Genomic DNA, 303 nt, shown 5'->3' on the forward strand with positions numbered 1-303 from the left:
GTCGTGGAGTACCTCTTCCTTGGCGTAGGCAAAGCTGACATGCTCAGCCTGTGCACCGGTAAAGTCGGTATCCGCGCCGTCGGTCACATCGGCAGTCACGGGGTCCTCGTCCAGCAGGTCAAGGACACGGTCGGCACTGGCGAACACCTGGGTCAGGCTGGCACCGAGGTTGGCCAGCGCCACCACCGGGCCATAGGAGCTCAGGGCCGACAGGGTGCAGATCAGCACCCCCTCCGCACCCAGCTGGCCATTCTGCTACAGCCGGATGCTCACCCCCAGCACAGCCAGTGCCGTCAGCACGAT

The 303-nt window shown here is 65.0% G+C and carries 1 pseudogene; it reads right to left on the minus strand.

The annotated features are described in order from the left end of the window. Positions 1–228, minus strand: a pseudogene (locus tag P0G09_RS18445) (ABC transporter ATP-binding protein); the annotation flags it as partial. Positions 229–303 lie beyond the last annotated feature (75 nt).

This window comes from Faecalibacterium sp. DFI.5.82, assembly GCF_029076575.1.
GTDB lineage: Bacteria > Bacillota > Clostridia > Oscillospirales > Ruminococcaceae > Faecalibacterium > Faecalibacterium duncaniae.